This window comes from Affinirhizobium straminoryzae (genome assembly GCF_007004135.1).
Classification (GTDB): Bacteria; Pseudomonadota; Alphaproteobacteria; order Rhizobiales; family Rhizobiaceae; genus Neorhizobium; species Neorhizobium straminoryzae.
The window spans coordinates 81,002-103,847 of the sequence record NZ_VJMG01000059.1 but is presented as its reverse complement, the minus strand read 5'-3'; the positions used below and the strand labels follow the sequence as shown (position 1 = coordinate 103,847).

Below are 22,846 nucleotides of genomic sequence, written 5' to 3'. Positions count from 1 at the left end.
CAATCAGGGGAGCAGGTCACAGTTCTCGACACCTGGATCCTTCTTGCCGTCCGCGAATGGCTTGAAATCTTCCCGGTCGATGCCGAGCCTTTTCGAGATCGACGCGATCTGTCCGACATAGTAGGAGCGCAGCTCGCTGCTGGCGAAGGCCTCGAGGATGACGCCCTCGATCTGGATGCGCTCGATGTTTGGGGTGGCCATTCCTTCCGTCACTCGGACCCCAGCGCGCTCGACCTTGTACTCGCGAAGGACGTCGAGAAGATTCGAGCGGACATACTTCAAGGCCGCCGGGGTTTCGAACGCGGCAGGGATCTTAATCTCTTCGACGTTGATGATGGCCTGTTCGTCGGCGTCGTAGATCGCGAAGGTGACAACCTTCGGAGCCGCCCGAATGCCTATGGTGATCATGTTTCCCCCGCCCCGAACACGACGCGTTGCATTCCCTGACGATGTCGAGTCGCACATATTCTATGCGCGTCATTACTGGCAACTCAAGGACTCAATGTTGAAGAAGCGGACTGCGCGCCACGAATAAATGGTCGACGGAGACTTGCTTGATGTCGCCGCTTCGACCATCGTTTTTACCACTGAGATTCGGTCGTTTCTGACCCGAAAATCGAATCCGCACTTATGCCTTCAGGGGCAGTCCTAATCCGCGTTTATGGGGTCACAGTGCGGATTAATGTGTGCGGAAAGCCTGAAAATGCTAATGATTTCAGAAATCATGAATCCGCGCTTATGTGGCGACGGAGAATATTTCCGGCATGCCGCCGTGTTGATGCGCCGAAGGCCGCGCATGTAACCTGCCCAGTTTTCCGCGGATAGCTCTCCCTGTTGCTCCATGGATGTTAAGTCTGTGGCGCCATTCATCTTGTTCGTCATAACGTCAATAATCGCTACAGTTTAATTGCCTTGCTCTGCTCGGAGACGCATCGGACCCACTCGACGAATGCCTGGACCGCCGGGCGCTTCGCCGCAGCCGGGGCAACAGTGGCGAAATAGGCGGTGCCAAGATCGAGGGCGCCGTCGGGCCATGCTTTGAGGCTGCCGTCGGAGACAAGGGCATCCGTGATCGAACGCCAGCCGAGCATCAGGCCGCGACCGTCCAGGGCCGCCTGCACGGCCTGGACGTAGTTGTCGAAGATGTGCCCCGGCCCTTTCGGCTTGGGCAGGCCGCGTCTGCCAAGATAATCCGTCCAGCCTTCCCAATGGCGTGCCTCGACGGTGCGAACATGGATGAGCGGGGCGATTTCCAGCCCCTCGCCTCTTGCCAGCAGGCTATCGACCAAAGCCGGCCGACCGACGGGGCAGACGGTCTCGTTGAAGAGGCGCAACGTCGTACCATCGGTCCAGGTGCCGCGACCGTAACGCAGGACGAGGTCTGTGCCGGGCCACATCTGAGGCAGGTCCGTGGGCGGAACCTGGACATTGACGACGTAGCCGGGATGGAGAGCGTAGAAATCGCTGAGGCGCGGCATCAACCAGTGGGTGGCAAGCCCCATGGTGCAGGCGACGGTCAAGCGCTGATCTTCGCGGCCCGTGCTGATGCGGATCTCCTCGATGGTATCGACGATCAGGTCGAGGCCGTCTCTTGTGGCGCGAGCGAGCTGCTGGCCGGTTTCTGTGAGCCTGGCCGGCCGTGTCGTGCGGTCGATCAGGACGGCGCCGACATGATCCTCCAGCGCCTTCAGCGCCTGCGTCACCGCGGGCTGGGTGACGTTCAGCGCTGTCGCCGCCTCGCGCATGGAGCCAAGCCGGGCAAACGTTTCGAACGTGGTGAGGAGGCGCAGAGGCGGCAGGCGGATCAACTTAATCTCCAGCTTAACCTAGAATTAGCATAATCGCTCTGGCCTCCCCTGGGAAGGCGAATGATGATCGTCAAAACAGATCCAATTTTCCACCGCCCCAAGTTAAGGAAATTGATGATGAACATGCATGTTGCAACAGGCGATGTGACCCTGGCAGAGAAAGGACTTCACCTGCCACTTTCCGAGGGGAAAGTGGCCTATTTCAACTATTACTGGCTGCGCGACAATTGCCCTTCCTCCTTTGACAGCGTCACGCGCGAGCGCAGCTTCGACATCTTCCATCTGTCGGCAGCACCTCGCGCTGAGGGCGCCGAGATCGAGAACGGAACTCTGGTGATCCGCTGGGCGGGCGAGAACCACGTCTCGCGCTTCCCTCTGGCGCTCTTGTCGCAATATGCCGAAGGCAAACACCGGGCCGACCCGGCCGACCTGCGGCGCAAGGCGTGGTTCAGCGACCATTACCCTCATATCGCCCGCTTCTCCCAGCCGGAACTGATGCGCGATCCGGCCAAGGTGGCGCAGTGGCTTGAGGCGATGATCGTCGAGGGGCTGACAATCGTGACCGACATGCCGGACAACGATCAGGGGCTGACCGACACCGTGAAGCTCATGGGGCATGTGCGGCCGACCTTCTTCGGCGAATATTTCGACGTGAAGACGCACATCAACCCGACGAACACGGCCTATACCGCAAAGGCGCTGGAGCTGCACACCGATACGCCGGCGGAAGAACATGCGCCGGGCGTTCAGTTCCTGCATTGCCGGGCCAACAGCGTCGAGGGCGGCCTCAGCATCTATTCGGACGGCGTGGCGGTGGCGAACGCCTTCCGCGAGATCGATCCGGAGGGTTTCAAGCTTCTGTCGGAAATCGACATTCCCTTCTATTGCGAACACGACACCTATGACATGCGCTCGCGGCAGCGGGTGATCGAACTGGACAAGCACGGCGAAGTCTCGGGCCTGACGATCAGCCAGCACATGGCCGACCTGTTCGACCTGCCGCAGACCGTGCTCGACGATTATTACCCGGCCTTCTGCCGCTTCGGAAAGATGCTGCAGGACGACAAGTTCATGATGCGCTTCCTGATGAAGGCCGGCGAATGCATGGTGTTCGACAACCACCGCATCGTGCATGGGCGGCTCGCCTATTCGGCCACCAGCGGCGACCGCTATCTGCGCGGCTGCTATGCCGACCGCGAAGAGATGCGCTCGACCTACCGGGCGCTGACGACCGAAGGGCGGTTCAAGGCATGAATATCGCCGCTTCCGGAAACGACATCCTCGACGACGCAGCGCTGAAAGCGCTGCGTCAGGACCTCGCAGCCGCCTTCCGGCTCTGTCATCGCTTCGGCTGGAGCGAGTCGGTCGGCAACCATTTCAGCGCGGCCGTTTCGACCAATGGGCGGAAATTCCTGCTCAATCCGCGCTGGCAGCATTTTGCCACGATCAAGGCGAGCGACCTGCTCTTGCTCGATGCCGACGATCCCGGGGTGATGAACGGCCCCGATGCGCCGGACCCGTCGGCCTGGACCGTGCACGGCACGCTGCACCGGATGCTGCCGGAGGCGCGGGTCATCCTGCATTGCCACTCGCCTTACGCAGTGGCGCTCTCCTGCCTGAAGGACCCGACGCTTCTGCCGCTAGACAACAACACGGCGCGCTTCTTCGGGAGAATTGGCTATGACCTGTCCTTCGGCGGGATCGCCGATGCGGCGGAAGAAGGCGAGCGTCTGGCGGAGATGATCCGTGGCAAGGCGGTGCTTGTGATGGGCAATCATGGCGTCTCCATCGCGGGCGAGACGGTGGCCGATGCCTTCGAGGACCTCTATTTCTTCGAGAAGGCAGCGCAGACGATGGTGCTGGCGCTGTCGACCGGCAAACCGCTGGCGGTGCTGTCAGACGAGATCGCGCAAGGGACGGCGGACGGCTGGGTTCCCTATCGCGGCATGGCGGAGAAGCACTTCGCCTATCTGAAATCCTGCCTCGACAAGGACGATCCGGCCTGGCGGGACTGACAACAGTAGATCCTGTCATTGCGGTTCCAGGTGGGTCCTGCCCCTCGGACAAGTGTCGCGGGATGAAATCAGCCTGAATCGGATTTTCACTTCCGGCCGTAATGCCAATCGGTCGTCACTTTCGACTGCATCCGGCATCATGTCGCAAATGGCCGAAGCCGGAGGATACCTAACCCGGAAAAACAAGGCGGAAGCGGATCTCTCCCGCCTGCGGGCAGCTCACCTCGGCGGAGCCGCCATGCAGGCGCATGATCGCATCAACGATGGCGAGCCCCAGCCCATGCGAGGCTGAATTGCCGCTGCGCGCCTGGTCGGCCTGGTAGAAGCGGTCGAACAGGCGATGCAGTTGAACGGAGGAAAGATCGTCCACGGCATTGATGACGTGCACCGTCGCCTGACCTTCGGAGGCATCGGCCCGTATCCGGATAGTGGTGCCTTCCCGGCCATGCCGGATCGCATTGACGATCAGATTGCCGATGGCGCGCCGGAACAGATCTGCACTGGCGCTGGCGGTGCCGGACGCCTCCAGGCTGAACGCCATGTCGCGCTCCAGCGCCAAACCCTCGAAGTAGTCGAGGATCTTGCCGAGTTCGCGATCGAGATCGATCGTGGAGCGCTCCACCTGCTGGCGCCCCTCATCGGCGCGCGCCAGAAACAGCATGTTTTCCGAGAGCCTGTTCAGGCTCTCGAATTCCTCGAGGTTCGATTCCAGAATGGCCCGATATTCCTCTGGCGATCGCGGCTGGACGAGCGTGACCTGCGTCTGCCCGATGAGAATGCCGAGCGGCGTGCGGATTTCATGCGCAAGATCGGCAGAGAACTGCGACAGCCGCTGATAGCCATCCGCGAGCCGGTCCAGCATGGCGTTGAAGGCCGCGGCAAGCGCCCGCAGCTCGCTCGGTGCGGTCTTCACGTCCAGCCGCACATGCAACTGACCCGGATGCACCTCCGCCGCCCGGGTCGCCATCTGGTGTACGGGCTGCAGGCCGCGTTTCAGAAGGCAGAAGGCGATGGCCGCGGCCATCGCCACGCCCGCAAGGGTCGCCATGAAGAAACGGTCGCGAAAAGTGGCCAGCATGGCGCGCTCTTCGCTCATGGGATGGCCGACCAGCACGTCGATCGTGTCGTTGGTCGTCAGCGCCCGCGTGCGCACGGAGGCCCAGTAGACCTCGACGCCATCTGTCGTCACCGTCTGCCGGATCAGAGGCCTTTCGGCATCCAAGACAGGCGGAAGCGGAAGCCGATCCGGGTTGACCTCGATCACCGGATCCCCGGAGGAATGGCGGAAAGCGAGCACGTCCCGCTCGGCCCCCAGCATCCGCGCCACCAGCAGGGGACGCTCCTTCAACTCCTCCAGCGGGTACATCTCGCTGACGAGCCTCGCAAAATAGGCTGCGCGGCCGGAGAGAACCGTCTCGATGCGATGCTCCTGCGCCAGCCTGACCGAGTGATAGAAATAGGTGCCGAGCGCGCCCGTCAGAAGACAGAGGACACCGATGCAGGCGAGAAGAAGCCTGACGATCAGCGAGTTCAGGTGAAGCCGCAACCGCATCATGCTCAGGCGCTCAGGCTGTATCCGACGCTGCGGATCGTCGAAATGAGCTTCTGCTGGAAGGGGCCGTCGATCTTGGCGCGCAATCGCTTCACCGCGACATCGACGACATTCGTGTCGCTGTCGAAGTTCATGTCCCAGACCTCGGAGGCGATCTGCGTGCGTGACAGCACCTCGCCCTGCCGCTTCATGAGCAGATGCAGCAGCATGAACTCCTTGTTGGTTAGCGCAATCTCGACACCGTCACGCGTTACCTTGCGGCGCAGCACGTCGAGACGCAGATCCGCGGCTTCGAAGACATCGCTTTCGCGCACGATCCCGCGCCTCAGAATGGTACGGATCCTGAGTTCCAGCTCGACAAAGGAGAACGGCTTCACCAGATAGTCATCGGCGCCGAGGCGAAGGCCGCGAATGCGGTCACTGACATCGTCGCGCGCGGAGAGAAACACGACCGGCATATCGCCGCGCTCGCGGATCCGGTGAATGACCTCCCATCCGTCCATGCCGGGAAGCATCACGTCGAGAACCACCAGATCATAGGACTGCTGCATCGCCATGTGCACGCCATCGGTGCCCGTGCGGGCAAGATCGACGGAATAGCCGCATTCCCGCAAGCCTTTGCGCAAATAGTCTCCCGTTTTCGGATCGTCTTCGATGATGAGGATCGCCACGTCGCACAAGCCCTATCGCGCGCATTCAGTATGCCGCATTTTCTAGCAGCCTATCGGGGTCTTTTTGCTGAACCGTGAATGACAAAATTGTCATTCCGGCGTCACGTTCCGGAGCCGGGCAAAGCGCTAGCGTCACGACGTTCCCATCAACAGGAAGCGGAGTTGGCCCCTATGCGCCTGTCCATGAAATCCTCCCTGCAATCCGCCGTCTTGACGCTTGCCCTTTCCGCAGCCGCAGCCGGCGTCGCCAACGCTGCCGATCCCGTCCGCATCCGCGGCGCGATCACCGCCGTCACATCCGATGGCATAGAGGTCAAGACCCGCGACGGCAAGGATGTTGCCGTCAAGCTTTCGGCAGACACCAAGGTCGCCTCGGTGGTGCTGACCGATCTGTCCGCCATCAAGCCGGACAGCTATATCGGCACCGCGGCCGCGCCGCAGCCGGACGGCACGCTGAAGGCGCTGGAAGTGCATATCTTCCCGGCCTCCATGCGCGGCGCGGGCGAAGGCACGCGTCCCTGGGACAGCGGCAAGGACACGTCCATGACGAATGGCGCCGTCGGCAGCATTGTCGGTTCAGATGGCCGCACGCTGACCGTCAAGTACAAGAACGGCGAGAAGAAGGTGTTCGTGCCGGCCGATGTTCCCGTTGTCAGCATCGAGCCGGGCGACCGTTCGCTGATCGCCTCCGGCGCCAAGCTGGTCATCCTGGCGACGAAGGCGGACGATGGATCGCTGACGGCGCTGTCGGTCAGTGTCGGTGCCAACGGCATCGCGCCGCCGATGTGAGGTGTGCGATGCAGAGGGAGAACCGCTGGTCCGGTCGCACGGCACATCCCGGCGTGATCCGCGTCACGCACTGGATCAACGTCTTCGCCATGGTCTGCATGGTCATGAGCGGGATGGGCATCTACAATGCCCATCCCATCCTGCCCTTCAGGTTTCCGGAGGCCGTGACGCTGGGCGGCTGGCTTGGCGGATCGACCGTATGGCACTTCGCCGTGATGTGGCTGCTGATCGGCAACGGGCTTGCCTATCTGCTGTTCGGAAGTGCAAGCGGTTATCTCCGCGCGCGCCTGCTGAAGGTCGGCCCCCGTGACGTGCTGCGCGATCTGCGGCAGGCGCTGGCCTTCAGGCTTCAGCACCAGAGCGGGGACTACAATGCCATCCAGAAGCTGATGTATCTCGGAGCGCTCCTGCTCGGCGTGCTGATGGTGGCGTCCGGTCTCGCGCTTTGGAAGCCTGTCCAATTTCACTGGCTGACGACGCTGTTTGGCGGTTTCGCCACCACGCGCGTGGTGCATTTCGCCGGCATGGCGGGACTTCTCGGCTTCGTCTTCATCCATGTGGCGATGGTCGCGATCGTCCCCCGCACCCTGCTGTCGATGAGTGTGGGCACATCGATTTTCGACAAGAAGAAGGAGCCGGGCCGCGATGGACAAGCCTGATCCCAAACGTGATCACAAGCCTGCTTCCGAACCTTTTTCCGGCAGCGCGGGCAAGCAGCCGTCCCAGCCTCGCCGCACGCCGCCAGGCATCGTCATGAAGGATCACCGCAGGCAGCTGGAGAATGTCAGCCGCCGCCTCTTCTTCCGCCAGGGCCTGTCGCTCGGGGCGCTGACCATGCTGACCGGCTGCAATCTGCAGGACGATACGGCGGTCGACAGGGCGCTCTGGGCCATGTCGCGCTGGAATGACCGCGTCCAGGCCTTCCTGTTCGACCCCCATCGACTGGCCCCCACCTTCCGGCTGGATGATATCACCGACCCCTTCCCGTTCAACGCCTTCTATGCGGAAGACAGCGTTCCAGACATCGACCTTTCGGACTACCGGCTGACCGTGTCCGGACGGGTTGACAACAAGGCTGCCTGGCGCCTGGAGGATCTGCGGCGCCTGCCGCAGGCCGCGCAGATCACCCAGCATATCTGCATCGAGGGCTGGAGCGCCATCGGCCAGTGGAGCGGCGTCCCGCTCGGCCTGTTTCTGCAACGCATCGGCGCGGATCTCACCGCAAACTATGTGGGCTTCAAATGCGCCGACCGCTACTATTCCAGCATCGACATGCCGAGCGCGCTGCATCCGCAGACCATTCTGGCGCTCGACTTCCGCAATGATCCGTTGCCGCTGAAATACGGCTCGCCCGTGAAATTGCGGATCCCGACGAAGCTCGGCTTCAAGAACCCGAAGCATATCGTCGAGATCTTCGTCACCAACGATTATCCCGGCGGCTACTGGGAGGACCAGGGCTACAACTGGTTCAGCGGGCTGTGACCGGCGGATAACAGGCTGGAACGGACCGTCAGCGATGCAGCCTGATGCGCTTAACCCCCTGACACCCCGGAAACCCGCGGAGATGTTGGCAGACATGGAATGACGTAGCGCGCGATTTCCTGTCCCTCTTCTGCTGATCCACTCCCCTCGTCGCCGCGTAATCACAGACGTGTGATAATGGAGGCAGCATGCCTGCGGGTGTGAAGAAAGCGGATTTGCCGAGCAAGACCTGTGTCGCCTGTCTGCGCCCCTTTGTCTGGCGCAAGAAATGGGAGCGGGACTGGGCAACGGTGAAGTATTGCTCGGAGCGCTGCCGCCGAAGCCGGGGGAACGCGCGATGACGAAGCCGTCCGTTGCAATCATCGGCGCCGGCATGGCAGGCCTGACGCTGGCACGGCGGCTGAGCGCGACGGCGCGGGTAACGGTGTTTGACAAAAGCCGCGGAACAGGCGGGCGTCTGGCCACGAGGCGCACGGAAACGACGGCTTTCGATCACGGCGCACAGTATTTCACCATTCGCGACAGCCGGTTCCACACCGCTCTCGAGCCGTATCTCGAGGCCGGTCAGGTGCAGGCCTGGGCGGCAGCCCTGATGCGGATTGGCGCAGATGGGGCATCGGAGCGGCTGGCCGATCGCGCGCCGCGGTTCGTCGGGGTTCCCGCAATGACGGCGCTGCCGAAGGCGCTGGCCGAGGGGCTCGATCTGCGGCTTGGCTGTCAGATCCTCGCGCTTCAGAAGACAGGCGATGGCTGGCACCTGGCGACGAAGGACAGGACCTTCGGCCCCTTCGACCGCGTGGTTGCCACGGCACCTGCCCCGCAGACACGCCAGTTGATGCCCTTTGCCGCGGCGGATCTTGAAGCACTCGACGGCGTGCGGATGAATGGCTGCTTCACCCTGATGCTGACACTGAAAGAGGGCACGCTGCCGCCCGCGGAAGCCGCGCAGGTGGAACATCCGGTGATCAGCTGGATCGCCGCCAATCATGGCAAGCCGGACCGCGACACAGCACCGGCGCTCGTCGTCCATGCCAACAATCGCTGGGCCGACCAGCATCTGGAGGCGCCGCTGGAGACGGTGCGCGACAGCATGATGGCCGCGTGCCGGACGTTGTGTGCGGATTTTGACTGGGACGCGGTTCTGGCGATCGACATTCACCGCTGGCGCTATGCGAATGTGGAAACGCCGCTCGGCCAGCCCTTCCTGCTGGATAATGGTCTCGGGCTTGCGGCCTGCGGTGACTGGTGCGTCGGCAACCGGGTGGAAGCCGCCTTCCTCAGCGCCACGGCGCTTGCCGACGTGATGGAACCCCAGCTTGCGAAGGGATGCTGATCATGTCCACTGCCCTCTCCCGACCGCTTACACGAAGCCTCACCTATGCCGGCGCCCTGCCCTTCCTCATTCTTATGGTGCCCGGCCTGCCGTTCTTCGATGCGGCGGCGCGGCTCTCTGCCTTCCTCGCCTATGGCGCGGTGATTGCGGGCTTCATGGCCGGCACGCTGTGGGGTCTGGTTCAGCGGGATGACGAGGTGCCGGTCGCGCCGCTGATTGCCAGCAATGTGCTCGCACTTGCAGCCTGGGCCTCACTGCTGCTGTCACCCGGCGAGATTGCGCTTGCCGTGCAGTTCTGCGCCTTCCTCGGCCTCCTCGCCGTCGACCGACACCTCGCCGGTCAGGGTCTGGAACAGTCTTGGTACTGGCAGCTGCGGCTGCGCATCACCGGGATTGTCTGCCTCGCCTATGCCGTCCGCATCGTGCTGGGCTGAGCCTCACCATTCGATCGGCTGACCATCATAGGCGTAGAAGCGCCCCGTCTCCGCAGCCTCGCGGCCATTGAGAACGGACAGCATGGCGCGCGCGCTTTCCACCGGTTCGGTGCGGGCGTGATTGCCGGAGTATTTTTCCGACAGCGAGGTTGCGACCGTACCGGGATGCAGCGCGAGCAGCACCGACAGCGGGTGGCTGCGGGCAAGCTCGATGGAGGCGGTGCGGACGATCTGGTTCAGCGCCGCTTTGGAGGCGCGGTAGGACATCCAGCCGCCCAGATGGTTGTCGCCGATCGAGCCGACGCGGGCCGACAGGAAGGCCATCAGCGCCCGCTCCTTGCGCGCAAGCTTCGGCGCAAGATGCTTGGTCACCAGCGCGGTGCCAAGGGCATTCAGCGCAAACTGCTTCATCATGGCGTCGGCGGAAATCTGCCGCAGCGATTTCTCCGGACCGACGCCATCGATGGTGAGCCCGCCGGTGGCGCAGAAGATCAGGTGGAATTCACCCGTCAGACGTTCGGCGGCGGCCGCGACGCTATCCTCCTGCGTCACGTCGAACCCGTCGATTCTGCGCGACAGGCTGAGCAGCTCGCCACAGGCCGTATCGGCCTGCAGCACCGCAGCCACCGCGCTGCCGATACCTCCGCTCGCGCCGATCACCAGTGCGCGGTAGCCTTGCGGAAGGGATGTCATCAGGGTCATCGGTCTCGTCCTCCTGCCTTAATGGAGGGAACTACGCAGTCAGGTGACGAACGGTTTTCCGTCACACCCGCTCGCCGGCATCGAGCCGCGCCAGAAAGCGCGCGGCACTTTGCCGATAGGCCTGTCGCTGCGCCTCGCTCATCCGCCGCCAGGTGGCGTAGGGCTGGGCCAGCCGATGATTGCCGGCCAGCTTCTCGCCATTGCGATCGAGAAAATCCCAGTAGAGGGTGTTGAAGGGACACGCCCCCTCGCCGGTCTTTACCTTCACGTCATAGCGGCAGGTCCGGCAGTAGTCGGACATCTTCGAGATGTAATTGCCGCTTGCCGCATAGGGCTTGGAGCCCAGCACGCCGCCATCGGCAAACAGGCTCATGCCGATGACGTTGGGCAGTTCCACCCATTCATAAGCATCGGCATAGACCTCCAGATACCATTCATGCACGGCCTGCGGCAGAAGCCCGGCCAGAAGCGCAAAATTGCCTGTCACCATCAGGCGCTGGATATGGTGCGCATAGGCATGGTCGATGGTCTCGCCGATCACCGTGGAAAGGCAGGCCATGTCGGTTTGCGCCGTCCAGAAGAAGGCCGGCAGCGCACGGCTTGCCTCCAGAAAATTGCTGTCGCGATAGGCGGGCATCTTCAGCCAGTAGACGCCGCGCACATATTCGCGCCAGCCGATGATCTGGCGAATGAAGCCTTCCACCGCATTGAGCGGCGCGCGCCCTTCCAGCCAGACCCGCTCCGCCGCCCGGCAGACCGCCAGCGGATCGAGAAGGCCGATATTGATGTAGAAGGAGAGAAGCGCATGATTGAGGAAGGGATCGCTTGCCAGCATCGCATCCTGGGTCGCACCGAACTGCGACAGGTGGTTTTCCAGGAAGGCCTCCTGCAGCGCCTCGGCCTCTGCCCGGGTCACGGCAAACCCGAAATGGTCCAGCCGGCCGATGTGATCGGGAAACCGCGCCTCGACCATGGCAAGCACGGCGCGGGTAACGGCATCCGGTTCGATCCGCCGGCGCTTCGGGCGCAAAAGATCGGGGCTGGCCGGCTTGCGGTTTTCCGCGTCGAAATTCCAGCGGCCGCCGGCCGGCTGCTCGCCCTCCATCAGAAGCCCGGTCTTGCGGCGCATCTCGCGATAGAAAAATTCCATCGTCAGTTCGCGGCGGCCCGCGGCCCAGTGTCGGAACTCGGCATGCGAACAGAGGAAGCGGTCATCCGGGCGGATCTCCACCGGCAGTCCGAAGTCCTGCCGCCAGCCCCTCATCTCCTCCATCAGCCGCCATTCGCCGGCTTCGGTGACGATCACCGCCTGCGGCCGAAGCGCCTCGACCGCACGCACAACCTCCGCGCCGAGCGAGCCGGCATTGTCCGGATCGTCGAGCGTCACGTAACGGACGTCGAACCCCTTGCCACGCAGTTCATCCGCGAAATGGCGCATGGCGGAAAAGATGAAGGCAATCTTCTGCTTGTGGTGACGCACATAGGTCGCCTCCTGCAGCACCTCCGCCATCAGGACGACATCGCGCGCCGGATCGGCATCGGCGAGGCTGGTCAGAGTGAGGCTCAGCTGGTCGCCGAGAACGAGAATGAGATGGCGGGTCGGCATCAGACGGGTCCGGTGCAGGGGATCTTGCCTGCCCTTACGTGGCCGTCGCCTCAACGGATCGGCAGGCCGGCCCGGTTGACCGGCTTCGGGCTGCCCAGCAGCAGACCCTCCGCTGCAAGTTTCGCCGGCCCGAGCGCCTCCACCATCATGCGCGCCTGCCGGCAGAAGGCATCGGCATTGTCGGCAAAAGCCTGGACATTGGCCGCGATATGCGCCTCCGCCTGCTGGCGGATGCGCCGATCCACCCAGCTCATCTGGCCACCGACCACAAACATCGCCTTGTGCAGCCGCCCGGCGCTGAAATGCAGATCCGGGCAGTTTGCATTGGCGACCATGAAGACGGCATAGGCGGCGAAGATGCCGCGCGGATCCTGGGGCTCCGCGGCGGGTGCGACCTGCGGTGTCGAAAGGGCTGCGACGAGAAACACGGTTGCCTGCCACATCGGACGGTCCTCCCGAAGATGAGGCTACGCCGATGCAGCAGGTAATCAACTGGTAGTTTTCATCTACCTAAAATAGACGTTATTTCTTGTATTTAGGATAGGAAATCAGCATATTTCAGGCTGGCCTGCGCAGGGCGATCACCTTGCCTTCGAAGGCGATTTCCGCCTCTCCGTGCGCCTGCCCGGCAGGCCTTGTGCGGCCAATGGGAAAGCGCAGGATGCCATTGCCTTCCGGCAGTTCGTCCGGGCGGCGGGTCAGCAGATCATAAAGTTCCGGCACAAGCCCGTCGCCATTCTGCTGCGCCAGCTTGTGCAGGCCGATGAAAAGGGACCGGTCGGGCTGATCGTCGTTCATCATTCGGCATTCCGTTCGCTCATGGTCTGCAGCGCGCGCTCCAGACTGGATTTGGACCCGTTGCGCAGCGGGATGAAGGCCTTGGAAAACTTCTTGCAGCCGGTCTTCACCCTCAGACACGCATCATGGCTGATACAGTCGATGGGGCAGAACACGCAGTCGACGGAGGGCAGCAGCGTATCGATGCGCGACACCGCTTCGCGCAGACCGCCATCGTGGTGGATCAGTTCCGCGCCGAAATTGCTGGCGATCTCGCGCAGATGCGCCACCTGGCAATCGCGCCCGCCGACATAGAGAAAGCTTCTCACGCCGCGCTGGCTCTGCGTCCTCGCCGCCTCCTCGCTGGCGCGCGTCTTCTGTTCCGGCTTGCGCTTGTCCTTCTTCGCCACGGCTCGTCTTCCCTGTCGTCCGAGTCATGCCCTTCAAGGGCGGGTTGGCGGGCACCATAATTAACATGACAAATCGAGTAAAGTATAAACTTGAGCATTCCAATCAGGAAATTTCAGGCCGGACCTGACGAAGCGCAAGACGAAAATTTGACCGTTTGATAAATATTTATCCCGTGTTACGCTCGGCCAGTTGCATAGAAATCCATAAAAGAGGGAAGCAACATGCACAGACTGGGAAGCGGTATCGCGGGGGGCCGTCTGGCGCCCGCGGAGTACGAAACGAATTTTTCAGACCTTCATCCGCGCTTCGACAAGCATGAGGCGCTGGTGGCATCCGACCGATGCTATTTCTGTCATGACGCGCCGTGCATGACGGCCTGTCCGACCGAAATCGACATTCCGCTATTCATCCGGCAGATCTCGACGGCAAATCCGCTGGGCGCTGCCCGCACCATCTTCTCCCAGAACATTCTGGGCGGCATGTGTGCCCGCGTCTGTCCCACCGAAACGCTGTGCGAGCAGGCCTGCGTGCGCAACACGGCCGAAGACAGGCCCGTCGATATCGGCCGGCTGCAACGCTATGCCACAGACATCGCGATGGAACAGGGTCGCCAGTTTTTCCACCGCGCCGCCGAAACCGGCAAATTGATCGCCGTGGTGGGGGCAGGCCCCGCGGGTCTTGCCTGCGCCCATCGGCTGGCCATGAACGGCCATTCCGTGGTGATCTTCGATGCGCGGGAAAAGGCCGGCGGCCTCAACGAATACGGGATCGCCAGCTACAAGGCGCCGAACGATTTTGCCCAGAAGGAAGTGGATTATCTGCTCGCCATCGGCGGTATCGAAATCCGCAACGGCATGGCGCTCGGACGCGATTTTTCGCTGCAGGATCTCACCACCCAGTATGATGCGGTCTTCCTCGGTATCGGGCTTGCCGGCGTCAATGGCCTCGGCATCGAGGGCGAGGATCTCTCCGGCGTCGAGGATGCGGTGGATTTCATCGCTGCCCTGCGCCAGGCCAGGGACAAGGCGGAGGTGCCGATCGGCCGGCGCGTGGTGGTGCTCGGCGGCGGCATGACCGCCATCGATGCCGCCATCCAGGCAAAACTGCTCGGCGCCGAGGAAGTGACCATCTGCTATCGCCGCGGCAAGGAGCAGATGAACGCCTCCGAATTCGAGCAGGATCTCGCCGCCTCGAAAGGCGTCACCATCCGCCACTGGCTGGCACCGAAGCGCATTCTGGAGCGTGACGGCGCGGTTGCCGGCATCGAGCTGGAATATACCGCGCTGCGCGACGGCCATCTGACCGGCACCGGCGAACTCGGCGTGATTGCCGCGGACCAGATCTTCAAGGCAATCGGCCAATCGTTCCGGGCAAGCGGTCTCGGCGCACTGTCCATGGAAAAGGGCCGCATCGTGGTGGACGAGCACTGTCGCACCTCAATGGACCGGGTCTATGCCGGTGGCGATTGCGTCAACCGGGGCGAGGACCTCACCGTTTCCGCCGTGGCGCACGGGCGCGATGCCGCCGACGCCATTCATCTTGCCTTTGCTTCCGCCGGTCAGCCGGCTGTGGCCGTCGCTTGAACCGGGAGATGAACCATGGCTGATATCAGAAACAATTTCGTCGGCATCAAATCGCCGAACCCCTTCTGGCTGGCCTCTGCGCCACCGACCGACAAGGCCTATAACGTGGAACGCGCCTTCAAGGCGGGCTGGGGCGGCGTGGTCTGGAAGACGCTCGGCTCCGAGGGCCCGCCGGTCGTCAACGTCAACGGCCCGCGTTACGGTGCGATCTGGGGCGCCGACCGCCGCCTGCTGGGCCTGAACAATATCGAGTTGATCACCGACCGGCCGCTTCAGGTGAACCTGCAGGAAATGAAGCAGGTGAAGATGAACTGGCCGGACCGGGCGCTGGTCGCCTCCATCATGGTGCCCTGCGTGGAGGAAGAGTGGAGGGCCATTCTGCCGCTCGTCGAGGAAACCGGGGCGGATGGCATCGAACTCAACTTCGGCTGTCCGCACGGCATGAGCGAGCGCGGCATGGGGTCGGCCGTCGGCCAGGTGCCGGAATATATCGAAATGGTCGTGCGCTGGTGCAAGCAATACACCCGCATGCCGGTGATTACCAAGCTGACCCCGAACATCACCGACATCCGCCACCCGGCCCGCGCCGCAAAACGCGGCGGCACCGATGCGGTGTCGCTGATCAACACGATCAACTCCATCACCTCGGTTGATCTCGACAATTTCGCGCCGATGCCGACCGTGGGGGGCAAGGGCAGCCATGGCGGCTATTGCGGCCCGGCCGTCAAACCCATCGCGCTCAACATGGTCTCCGAAATCGCCCGCGATGCCGAAACCCATGGCCTGCCGATCTCCGGCATCGGCGGCGTTACCACCTGGCGGGATGCGGCGGAATTTCTGGCGCTGGGGGCCGGCAACGTGCAGGTCTGCACCGCCGCCATGACCTATGGCTTCAAGATCGTGCAGGAAATGATCTCCGGCCTCTCCGACTGGATGGACGAGAAGGGCCACCGCTCGCTGGATGACATCTGCGGCCGCGCCGTGCCGAACGTGACCGACTGGAAATACTTGAACCTCAACTATGTGGCGAAAGCCCGTATCGACCAGGATGCCTGCATCAAATGCGGCCGCTGCCACATCGCCTGCGAGGACACCTCGCATCAGGCGATCACCAGCATGGTGAATGGCGTGCGCCACTTCGAGGTGATGGAAGACGAATGCGTGGGCTGCAACCTGTGCGTCAACGTCTGCCCGGTCGAAAACTGCATCACCATGGTGGGGCTGGAGCCCGGCACGCTCGACCAGCGCACCGGCAAGGTGGTGGAGCCGACCTACGCTAATTGGACCACGCACCCGAATAACCCGATGGCCCAGGTGGCGGCGGAGTAAGCTGAGGTCAGAGATTGGGCGGGGCGCTGCGAGGCGCCCTGCTTCTTTCGGCAGGATGTAAGACGGGCGGGTCGGCAGCTTTGCGCCAACAGCTGCCATTGTGCCTGCCGCAAAACTCCCTATTCTGCGACGTCGTAAAAATCAGGAAAACAAGTGTCGCTTTAATTGGGAATTTTGCGACTTTCTATTCCGATTTTTTAATTAGCGGGCCCTGGAATATGCGCCGCATCCGGAAATTCTTCGTTTTTATTATCGCGGTTATCGTTTTTGGATCTTTCGGGATAACCGGATGGCTGATCTTCAGTCCACCCGATCTGCTGCTGGTCGCTACCGGCTATGCAGCCCAAATGGTTTGCGCGAACGTGTTCATTGCCAAACGCGACGCGGATGCGGTTATCGCAACCGACGTGAAGTTTGCGCTATCGGATGCCGTCAAACGTATGAGGATCAACGTCGATACCGGCAGACAACGTGTCGAAGTGGCATATATGGGCCTGTTCGCCAGACGTCGTGCTCGATACGAAGAGGGACGAGGTTGTACGCTGGACTCAACGGAAGGGGTCGGCTCTCGTGCAGCCGCAATTTCCTTGCCGCCAAAGCCATCAAATGCGCTCTGGCCGGCGGGCGACGGGGTGCAATTGTCAGACGACAAACGTTTACTGGCTGTGCTGAATGATCCGGCTCTTCAGGGACCTGGGATGCGCGCGATCGTCGTCGTTCATGATGGGCACATTGTTGGTGAAACCTATGGTGCAGGTTTCGCGCCTTCGACACCATTACTAGGTTGGTCAATGACGAAGACCGTGAACGCGGCACTGGTCGGCTTGGTGATCAAGGACGGAAAGCTGTCGCTCGATCAGAAAAGTCTATTCTCGCAATGGGCCAATGATGCACGCAAGGACATTTCCGTGGCCGATTTGATGTCCATGACAAGCGGCTTAAAATGGAGTGAAGAAGGCAATTTTCCCGATACATACATATTGGAGGATCTCGCCGAAGATGCGGCGGCTTTCGCGAGAGACCGGCCTCTTGTCGCTCTGCCGGGAACAAAATTCAATTATTCGAGTGGCTCGTCGGTTCTGCTGGCGCGGCTTTGGCAAGATGCGGTTGGGGCAGACGCACAAGCTTTTCCGCAGGAACGATTGTTCAAGCCTCTGGGCATGACCAGTGCTGTGCTTGAGACCGATCCTTCTGGCACATTTCTCGGTGAAGCCCATCTCTACGCCAATGCACGTGATTGGGCGCGCTTCGGTGAATTCCTACGTCTGAATGGGGCTTGGAACGGTGAACAGCTTTTACCGAGCGACTTTGTCGACTACATGCGCTCACCTGTGCAAGCCTCCGACGAGGGACATGGTCCCGCTTACGGTCGCGGACAACTTTGGTTAGGACCGGGTCAGGGGTTTCCCCTACCAGACGACGCGTTCATGATGCAGGGGCATCTGCGCCAGGTGATTGCGATCATTCCCTCGCTAAAACTCGTGATCCTACGCATGGGATTAACACGAGAAGATATCGGCTTCAGCAACGCGAAGCTGCTGCATGCGATTGTCGCGGCGTTACGAAGATCCTGACATTTGCGACAGATCGACCTCATTTGAATTTAAACGGAATTTGTATCGCGGAACTCAGTTGCAAAAACCAGAATTTCGCGACCGATTTATGCGACGGCATATTTCCGCTTCGGGCCGAAAGCGACCACTCCAATTGTCGTCACCGCCAACCTTTTCGCGATCATACGATGCTACACCTGCAGACTGAGTATCGCCACACCTCCCTTCTCCCCAGCGGGGGTCCGAAGGACGGGGCGAGACCCGTGGTTCGTCCCCGGTTAGGTGCCCGGAGGGCGGATGGCGGGGGCAGCAACCAATGACACCGCCTCACCCCACCTCCGCCAAAGCCCGGCGGACCGTCTCCCCGCCGGCAAGAGGGATCACTTGAAACCGTATCCAGACTTCCGGCGATGGATGGACACTAGGCCCATTCCAGCGCCTGCCGACGAAAGTGACGATCTGGTAAAATAAGACTGAAGAATTGCTTAATGGAAGATTAAGCTTCTGTTCCTATGCTCAAGCTTTATCGGAACGGGTCTGGATCAGCATTCCATGGTGGAGTCGATGCCGAATATCCTGCGATCCTGGCTGGAAACGCACCGGCAGGTTCGGGACGGATCACGGCCAATCCTGCGCAATTCGGCGCCGTCGGAGGATTTTGGAGAGCTGGACATGCTGATCGACCGGTCGTTCAAGGCGGCCCGGGTCGGCATCTGGGAGTGCAGCCTGCCGGATGAGACGCTGCGCTGGACGGATACCGTGTTCGAGTTGTTCGAGATCGAACCGCAATCGAAGATCAGCCGGGATTATATTGTCTCGCTCTATGCCCCGGAATCGCGGCTGGACCTGAAGGCCGTGCGCGACCGCGCGCTCGAGAGCGGCGAAGGCTTTACCCTCGACGCGCGCATCACCACCGCCAAGGGCAATCTGCGCTGGATCCGCATCACCGCAATCGTCGACCGGATAAACGGCCATTCGGTGCGGTTGTTCGGCATGAAGCAGGACATCACTGCCGAGAAGGTGATGTTCGAGCAAATCCGTCGCATGACCGAGATCGACAGCCTGACGGGGCTGACCTCCCGCGCCAAGTTCGAGGAACTGTTTCGGAATCTCTGCCAGCACCCCTTGCCCGAGCCGCATGCCCTGCTGCTGATCGATCTCGACGGGTTCAAGGCGGTCAATGACCGGCTGGGGCATCAGGCCGGCGACGCCTTCCTGCGCCTGACCGCGGACCGTCTTGCCGAGGCCACGCCCGACGCACTGACACGGGCACGCCTCGGCGGCGATGAATTCGCGATCCTGCATGCCTGGCAGACGCCGGAGGATCTGACCGCGCTGACGCGGCGCGTTGCCGACTTGCTCGATGATCAGGTGTCTCTGGCACGCCACGGGCTGGCGGTCAGCGCCTCCATCGGCGTCGCAGCGATCCGGCCGGACAGCACGCCGGAAGCGATTTTCCTGCGCGCCGACCGGGCGCTCTACAGCGTCAAGGCCGGCGGCAAGGCGGCTTTCGCGCTGGATCTCGCGCCCTGACGCAAAACAGGCCGCCACTGCCCGCCATCACCGCTGCTCGGGCTCCGCCGCCTCCCCCAGGATCTCGATCATCGCCCGCATGGCGCGCGTCACGTGCCGCTCGCGGTGAAGCAGCAGAAAGAAGGGGCGTGTCGGCATCGGAAAGTCCGGCATCCGCAACCGCCCTTGTGCCAGATGCGCCTCCACCGCGCGGAAGGAGAGCACGGCAGCACTGGTGCCGGCTTCCACGGCGGCGATCACCGCCTCGTTCGAGGGCAGTTCCAGCGCCACATCGAGGGCAGCCGGCGCAATGCCCAGACGGCGAAGTTCCTCCTCCAGCGCGGCCCGCGTGCCGGATCCCTGTTCGCGATGGATCCAGGCGGTCTGCAGGAGATCGGCAGGAGAAAGCCCCTGCCCCTTCGTCCAGCGGTGCCGCCGGCCCACCACCAGCACAAGCCGGTCTTCCCCCACCCGCGTGACCGAGAGCGCCGGCTGATCGACACGCCCCTCGACGACGGCAAGATCTGCCTGGCCGGCAAGAACCGCGTCGGTTGCCGCCCGCGTGTTACCGACACTCATCGACAGCGCCACCTGCGGGTAGCGCTCGCGGTAGCGCATCAGCCGCGAGGGCAGCCAGTAGCTTGCCACCGTCTGGCTGGCATGCAGCAGCAGATGCCCGGCCGGAGCGCCTGAGAGATCCTTCAGAAGCCGCGTCGCATCTGCGGCCCGTTCCAGCACGGCGCGCGCTTCGGGCAGAAACAGGCGGCCAGCCTCCGTCAACTCGATACCCCGACCCACCCGGTTGAACAGCTTCACCGCATGCCGTTCCTCCAGCGCCGCAATGGCGGCGCTGACGGAGGATTGGGTCAGATGCAGATGCTCGGCAGCGCGTGTCATGTGCTGCTGCTCTGCCACCACGAGAAAGATGCGCAACTGCTCGAAGGTCATGACCAACCATCGATCAAGACGATCATAATAACAAGATCAATTTGTTGGAACGATCATTCTCGGCGCGCGATAAGCCAAGCAGCGAAACGTCAACCCAATGAGGCACGCCATGGTCAGCCGCGCGGAGTATGTGGATCACAGGAGACCCGCCGCCTTCCCAGCCTTTGCGGGCCTGCTGCTGACCGGCGGCATTGCGGCGACGGCCATGCTCTTTCGTGAAGCAACCGGCATTCAAACGCTGTCGCCACTCATTCTTTCTATCGTCATGGGCATGGTGATCGGCAATATTCGCCGCCCATCCGTGCAGTTTCACAGCGGCATCACCTTTTCGCTCAAGCGGCTGCTGCGGATCGGCATCGTGCTGCTGGGCTTGCAGATCACCCTGCCACAACTGCTGTCTCTGGGCCTTCCCGGCCTGCTGACGGTCACCGTCACGCTTGCCGCAAGCTTCATCGCCGTAACCCTGATGGGCAGAGCCCTGGGCGTGGATCGCCACCTCACCGGCCTGATCGCGGCGGGAACCTCTGTCTGCGGAGCATCCGCCGTCATTGCCGCCAATGCCGCCATACGGGGGAGAGAGGAAGACGTAGCCTATGCGGTGGCCTGCGTCACCATTTTCGGCACACTCTCCATGCTGGCCTATCCGCTGTTGATGCTGCCATTGCACTTGAGCCCCATGGCCTACGGGGTCTGGTCCGGCGCAACAATCCATGAAGTGGCACAGGTGGTCGCGGCAACGTTCCAGAGCGGCGAGATAGCGGGCCAGTTCGGCACCATTGCCAAGCTCGCCCGCATCGTGCTGCTCGCCCCGCTTGTCATGACACTGGCGGCAACCCTGTTTCGCAGCCCGAAAAGCGGCGCGCAAAACCAAGAATCGACTCCCTTCCCCCTTTTCGTGCTCGGCTTTCTGGCGGTCGTGGCACTGAATAGCGCGGTTCACATTCCGCAAGCCGTGGTGCAGCATGGCAATCTGCTCGCCACCTTCCTGCTCTCTTGCGGGCTTGCCGCCATGGGCCTGCAAACACACATGAAGCAACTTGCCGCCCAAGGTTTGCGCCCGCTGCTGCTGGGGGCATTCGGCTGGCTGTTCATCTCCGGTTTCGGCTACCTGATGGTCCGGCTGGCGCCGTTTTAAAAGACAGCGCCACGAATTGGCGTGCAATACCAAGTGTCCTACGCACTGGAAGCCTGCTCCTGAGCAGGCAGGGCAAGAAACGACATCAGGAATGAGCTGATAAAACCACAGGCAAAGCCAACGGCTGGATGGGAAGGAATTGGCACGAAATGCCGCCACATCAACGCGGTCAATCCACCTGCTATCGAGATCAGCGCAATATCCTTCAGCCGTTTGCGCGGCTTTAAACAAACATAGATCACCGACAGAATAAAAGCAGGAATACCATAAAAAGCCATTGCGCCCAAAGTCGCTAAAAACGTGGCTGCAAAGAAGGCTTGGATTACCTCCAGCAGATAAAACCGCCGAGCATGTTCTGAAAATATCCCAAGCCAGAGATAAGCGCCAAAGCTGAAACCGGGAATGGCAGGGCATAGGGTGAAAAGAATAATGACTCTCAGAGTGGGATACACATACGCCCCCTTTTTCACGCATGGCTCTGGCGTCGGACTGAAACCATACGTGCGCTCACCAAACACGCAGGCATCGCCCAGCCATCTGCCCGCCGCAACCTTTATTTAATCGCCAACCCGTGCATGAACAGATCCTCCAAGAAGCGGGCCGCATCTTCAAACCGACCGCCGCCCGCCTTATCACCCAGAACCGCCTGCACCTGCACATCGAAATCCGCATAATGCTGGGTGGTCGCCCAGATGGAGAAGATCAGGTGATAGGGGTCGCAAGGCGCAATCTTCCCCGCTTTTGCCCAGGCGCGAATCACTTGTGCCTTTTCATCCACCAGCGCCTTTAGCGGGCCCTTCAACTCATCCTCGATATGCGGCGCGCCCTGCAGGATCTCGTTGGCGAACAGCCGGCTTTCACGCGGAAAATCCCGTGACATTTCAAGCTTGCGACGAATGTAGGAGCGGATTTCGCTTTCGGGATTGCCCTGCGGATCGAAGGCGCGCAGCGGCTCCAGCCAGGTAAACAGCATGCGGTCCAAAAGCGCGCGATGGATCGCCTCCTTGGTGCGGAAATAATAGAGCAGGTTGGGCTTTGACATGCCGGCGGCATCGGCGATCTGGTCGATGGTCGCACCGCGGAAGCCATAGGCGGAAAACACGTCGAGCGCCGCCTCGAGGATTTTTTCCTCCTTCTCTTCCTGAATGCGGGTGCGCCGCTGCGTCTTCGCCGCTCTGGGAATCATCTGCCGTCATGTCTCCTTGT

General features: G+C 61.9%; 25 protein-coding genes. 13 read left to right on the top strand and 12 right to left on the bottom strand.

Annotation, left to right across the window (positions count from 1 at the left end; genetic code table 11):
- Nucleotides 1–3: 3 nt before the first annotated feature.
- Both FNA46_RS19165 and FNA46_RS19160 read right to left on the bottom strand, forming a co-directional pair.
- Nucleotides 4–408 carry a hypothetical protein gene (locus FNA46_RS19165; protein WP_143126812.1) on the bottom strand — a complete coding sequence of 135 codons (405 nt, stop codon included), beginning with the start codon at nt 406–408 and terminating at the stop codon, nt 4–6.
- Nucleotides 409–896: 488 nt separating this feature from the next.
- Nucleotides 897–1,808, bottom strand: coding sequence for a LysR substrate-binding domain-containing protein (locus FNA46_RS19160; RefSeq protein ID WP_143126811.1), 912 nt, complete (start codon nt 1,806–1,808; stop codon nt 897–899).
- Nucleotides 1,809–1,925: 117 nt separating this feature from the next.
- Between FNA46_RS19160 and FNA46_RS19155 the strand changes: the two genes are divergently transcribed.
- Together FNA46_RS19155 and FNA46_RS19150 are read left to right on the top strand one after the other, a co-directional pair.
- The gene (locus FNA46_RS19155; protein WP_143126810.1) at nt 1,926–3,062 is read left to right on the top strand and encodes a TauD/TfdA family dioxygenase; all 1,137 of its coding nucleotides are present in this window, start codon (nt 1,926–1,928) and stop codon (nt 3,060–3,062) included.
- Nucleotides 3,059–3,823, top strand: a complete 765-nt coding sequence (locus FNA46_RS19150) for a class II aldolase/adducin family protein (RefSeq protein ID WP_143126809.1) — start codon at nt 3,059–3,061, stop codon at nt 3,821–3,823. Before FNA46_RS19155 ends, FNA46_RS19150 begins: the two co-directional genes overlap by 4 nt.
- Nucleotides 3,824–3,992: 169 nt before the next feature.
- On the opposite strand, the gene FNA46_RS19145 is transcribed toward FNA46_RS19150, so the two are convergent.
- Both FNA46_RS19145 and FNA46_RS19140 read right to left on the bottom strand, forming a co-directional pair.
- The gene (locus tag FNA46_RS19145; RefSeq protein ID WP_210245901.1) at nt 3,993–5,378 is read right to left on the bottom strand and encodes a heavy metal sensor histidine kinase; all 1,386 of its coding nucleotides are present in this window, start codon (nt 5,376–5,378) and stop codon (nt 3,993–3,995) included.
- A 2-nt stretch (nt 5,379–5,380) separates the two neighbouring features.
- Nucleotides 5,381–6,046: a heavy metal response regulator transcription factor gene (locus FNA46_RS19140; protein ID WP_143126808.1), complete on the bottom strand. Its 666-nt coding sequence runs from the start codon at nt 6,044–6,046 to the stop codon at nt 5,381–5,383.
- Between the two features lie 171 nt (nt 6,047–6,217).
- Between FNA46_RS19140 and FNA46_RS19135 the strand changes: the two genes are divergently transcribed.
- The 6 genes from FNA46_RS19135 (at nt 6,218) to FNA46_RS19110 (ending at nt 10,084) form a co-directional block, all read left to right on the top strand.
- The gene (locus FNA46_RS19135) at nt 6,218–6,835 is read left to right on the top strand and encodes a hypothetical protein (protein ID WP_143126807.1); all 618 of its coding nucleotides are present in this window, start codon (nt 6,218–6,220) and stop codon (nt 6,833–6,835) included.
- Nucleotides 6,836–6,843: 8 nt separating this feature from the next.
- Entirely contained in the window at nt 6,844–7,494 is a 651-nt protein-coding gene (locus tag FNA46_RS19130) for a cytochrome b/b6 domain-containing protein (protein ID WP_143126806.1), read from the top strand.
- A 94-nt stretch (nt 7,495–7,588) separates the two neighbouring features.
- Nucleotides 7,589–8,317, top strand: coding sequence for a molybdopterin-dependent oxidoreductase (locus tag FNA46_RS19125; RefSeq protein ID WP_143126818.1), 729 nt, complete (start codon nt 7,589–7,591; stop codon nt 8,315–8,317).
- A gap of 188 nt (nt 8,318–8,505) precedes the next feature.
- The gene (locus FNA46_RS19120) at nt 8,506–8,658 is read left to right on the top strand and encodes a DUF2256 domain-containing protein (protein WP_143126805.1); all 153 of its coding nucleotides are present in this window, start codon (nt 8,506–8,508) and stop codon (nt 8,656–8,658) included.
- Nucleotides 8,655–9,650 (top strand): NAD(P)/FAD-dependent oxidoreductase, encoded by a 996-nt coding sequence (locus FNA46_RS19115; protein WP_185969913.1) that lies wholly within the window; start codon nt 8,655–8,657, stop codon nt 9,648–9,650. Before FNA46_RS19120 ends, FNA46_RS19115 begins: the two co-directional genes overlap by 4 nt.
- A gap of 2 nt (nt 9,651–9,652) precedes the next feature.
- Nucleotides 9,653–10,084 carry a DUF3429 domain-containing protein gene (locus tag FNA46_RS19110; protein ID WP_185969912.1) on the top strand — a complete coding sequence of 144 codons (432 nt, stop codon included), beginning with the start codon at nt 9,653–9,655 and terminating at the stop codon, nt 10,082–10,084.
- Between the two features lie 3 nt (nt 10,085–10,087).
- Here FNA46_RS19110 and FNA46_RS19105 read toward each other — a convergent pair whose 3' ends face one another.
- From FNA46_RS19105 to FNA46_RS19085, 5 genes are all read right to left on the bottom strand, one after another.
- On the bottom strand, nt 10,088–10,777 hold the full coding sequence (locus tag FNA46_RS19105) for an SDR family NAD(P)-dependent oxidoreductase (RefSeq protein WP_143126817.1): 690 nt from the start codon (nt 10,775–10,777) through the stop codon (nt 10,088–10,090).
- A 70-nt stretch (nt 10,778–10,847) separates the two neighbouring features.
- Entirely contained in the window at nt 10,848–12,392 is a 1,545-nt protein-coding gene (locus tag FNA46_RS19100; protein ID WP_143126802.1) for a cryptochrome/photolyase family protein, read from the bottom strand.
- A gap of 50 nt (nt 12,393–12,442) precedes the next feature.
- The gene (locus FNA46_RS19095; RefSeq protein WP_143126801.1) at nt 12,443–12,835 is read right to left on the bottom strand and encodes a hypothetical protein; all 393 of its coding nucleotides are present in this window, start codon (nt 12,833–12,835) and stop codon (nt 12,443–12,445) included.
- 115 nt (nt 12,836–12,950) lie between these two features.
- The gene (locus FNA46_RS19090; protein ID WP_143126800.1) at nt 12,951–13,193 is read right to left on the bottom strand and encodes a hypothetical protein; all 243 of its coding nucleotides are present in this window, start codon (nt 13,191–13,193) and stop codon (nt 12,951–12,953) included.
- Nucleotides 13,190–13,579 (bottom strand): DUF2325 domain-containing protein, encoded by a 390-nt coding sequence (locus tag FNA46_RS19085; protein ID WP_143126799.1) that lies wholly within the window; start codon nt 13,577–13,579, stop codon nt 13,190–13,192. Before FNA46_RS19085 ends, FNA46_RS19090 begins: the two co-directional genes overlap by 4 nt.
- 222 nt (nt 13,580–13,801) lie before the next feature.
- Between FNA46_RS19085 and FNA46_RS19080 the strand changes: the two genes are divergently transcribed.
- From FNA46_RS19080 to FNA46_RS19065, 4 genes are all read left to right on the top strand, one after another.
- Nucleotides 13,802–15,163 carry an NAD(P)-dependent oxidoreductase gene (locus FNA46_RS19080; RefSeq protein WP_143126798.1) on the top strand — a complete coding sequence of 454 codons (1,362 nt, stop codon included), beginning with the start codon at nt 13,802–13,804 and terminating at the stop codon, nt 15,161–15,163.
- A 15-nt stretch (nt 15,164–15,178) separates the two neighbouring features.
- The gene (preA, locus tag FNA46_RS19075; RefSeq protein ID WP_143126797.1) at nt 15,179–16,492 is read left to right on the top strand and encodes an NAD-dependent dihydropyrimidine dehydrogenase subunit PreA; all 1,314 of its coding nucleotides are present in this window, start codon (nt 15,179–15,181) and stop codon (nt 16,490–16,492) included.
- A gap of 14 nt (nt 16,493–16,506) precedes the next feature.
- Nucleotides 16,507–18,066, top strand: coding sequence for a serine hydrolase domain-containing protein (locus tag FNA46_RS19070; protein ID WP_143126796.1), 1,560 nt, complete (start codon nt 16,507–16,509; stop codon nt 18,064–18,066).
- Nucleotides 18,067–18,597: 531 nt separating this feature from the next.
- Nucleotides 18,598–19,578, top strand: coding sequence for a GGDEF domain-containing protein (locus tag FNA46_RS19065; RefSeq protein WP_246103209.1), 981 nt, complete (start codon nt 18,598–18,600; stop codon nt 19,576–19,578).
- A 27-nt stretch (nt 19,579–19,605) separates the two neighbouring features.
- On the opposite strand, the gene FNA46_RS19060 is transcribed toward FNA46_RS19065, so the two are convergent.
- Nucleotides 19,606–20,505, bottom strand: a complete 900-nt coding sequence (locus FNA46_RS19060; protein WP_143126795.1) for a LysR family transcriptional regulator — start codon at nt 20,503–20,505, stop codon at nt 19,606–19,608.
- 109 nt (nt 20,506–20,614) lie between these two features.
- Between FNA46_RS19060 and FNA46_RS19055 the strand changes: the two genes are divergently transcribed.
- On the top strand, nt 20,615–21,640 hold the full coding sequence (locus FNA46_RS19055) for a YeiH family protein (RefSeq protein WP_143126794.1): 1,026 nt from the start codon (nt 20,615–20,617) through the stop codon (nt 21,638–21,640).
- Between the two features lie 38 nt (nt 21,641–21,678).
- Here FNA46_RS19055 and FNA46_RS19050 read toward each other — a convergent pair whose 3' ends face one another.
- Both FNA46_RS19050 and FNA46_RS19045 read right to left on the bottom strand, forming a co-directional pair.
- Entirely contained in the window at nt 21,679–22,092 is a 414-nt protein-coding gene (locus FNA46_RS19050) for a hypothetical protein (RefSeq protein ID WP_143126793.1), read from the bottom strand.
- A 101-nt stretch (nt 22,093–22,193) separates the two neighbouring features.
- A complete protein-coding gene (locus FNA46_RS19045; RefSeq protein WP_143126792.1) occupies nt 22,194–22,826 on the bottom strand; it encodes a TetR family transcriptional regulator C-terminal domain-containing protein in 633 nt (210 codons plus the stop codon).
- Nucleotides 22,827–22,846 lie beyond the last annotated feature (20 nt).